1 protein-coding gene and 1 pseudogene are annotated in these 740 nt (G+C 47.4%); both read left to right on the plus strand.

All coding sequences use genetic code 11. The features are described from left to right. Window positions 1–181, plus strand: a 181-nt coding sequence (locus ACB035_RS20455; protein ID WP_290079994.1) for a hypothetical protein, incomplete at its 5' end; no start/stop codon positions are given. 152 nt (window positions 182–333) lie between these two features. Then, window positions 334–441 (plus strand): annotated as a pseudogene (locus ACB035_RS20460) (gamma carbonic anhydrase family protein); the annotation flags it as partial. Window positions 442–740 lie beyond the last annotated feature (299 nt).

The following is a 740-nucleotide window of genomic DNA, read 5'->3' on the forward strand; positions in this document are numbered from 1 at the left end:
GAGTGCCCACACAGATTGCTTGATTCAAATTGTTAAAGAGCGACGCAACAGTTCGTTGCTGCGGGAGTGGAATTCTACTCAACCGCTTTCTCGAGTCAAGCCTTATTTTCAAAGGCTTTTCGAGGTTATCGACGAGGTTGTTTGCGTTGCCGCTTGCCCTGTCGATGGAGGCGCATTATAGGGAGTGAATTCGTTCTGGCAACCCCTTATCGGCAATAAAATTGCAAAAAACTGCACTTTTTTAGTTATTCATCTCCGACCACAGCTTTTATACACACTTATCCACAGAAACCGCCTCCAGGTTGCTAGAATGGCCGAAAACAAGGAGGCCAGATGGACTTGCGACTGAGACCTTACAAGGGAAAACGCCCACAACTGGGCAAAGGAGTATATGTAGATCCCTGCGCGACACTGGTGGGCGATATCCAGCTGGCCAACGATGTTCGGATGAAATGAGCAGACAATTCACTATTTCGCTAGGTTCAGGAACAACTCTTACCTTCTATATAGAAGAAGTTGAATGATGAGTTGAGGCAGTTGAGGCAGTTGAGGCAGTTGAGGCAGTTGAGGCAGTTGAGGCAGTTGAGGCAGTTGAGGCAGTTGAGGCAGTTGAGGCAGTGTCAGAATGGATGTCTAGTCCTGAAATAGGTTTACACATTTTCAACTAGCATTTTTCTACTCAGAATCCCCTATGTACCGCATCGGGGGTTCTGTATTTCAACGCATGATGCGGCCGCTCC

The sequence above is a fragment of the Aeromonas sp. S12(2024) genome, from assembly GCF_041402305.1.
GTDB lineage: Bacteria > Pseudomonadota > Gammaproteobacteria > Enterobacterales > Aeromonadaceae > Aeromonas > Aeromonas veronii.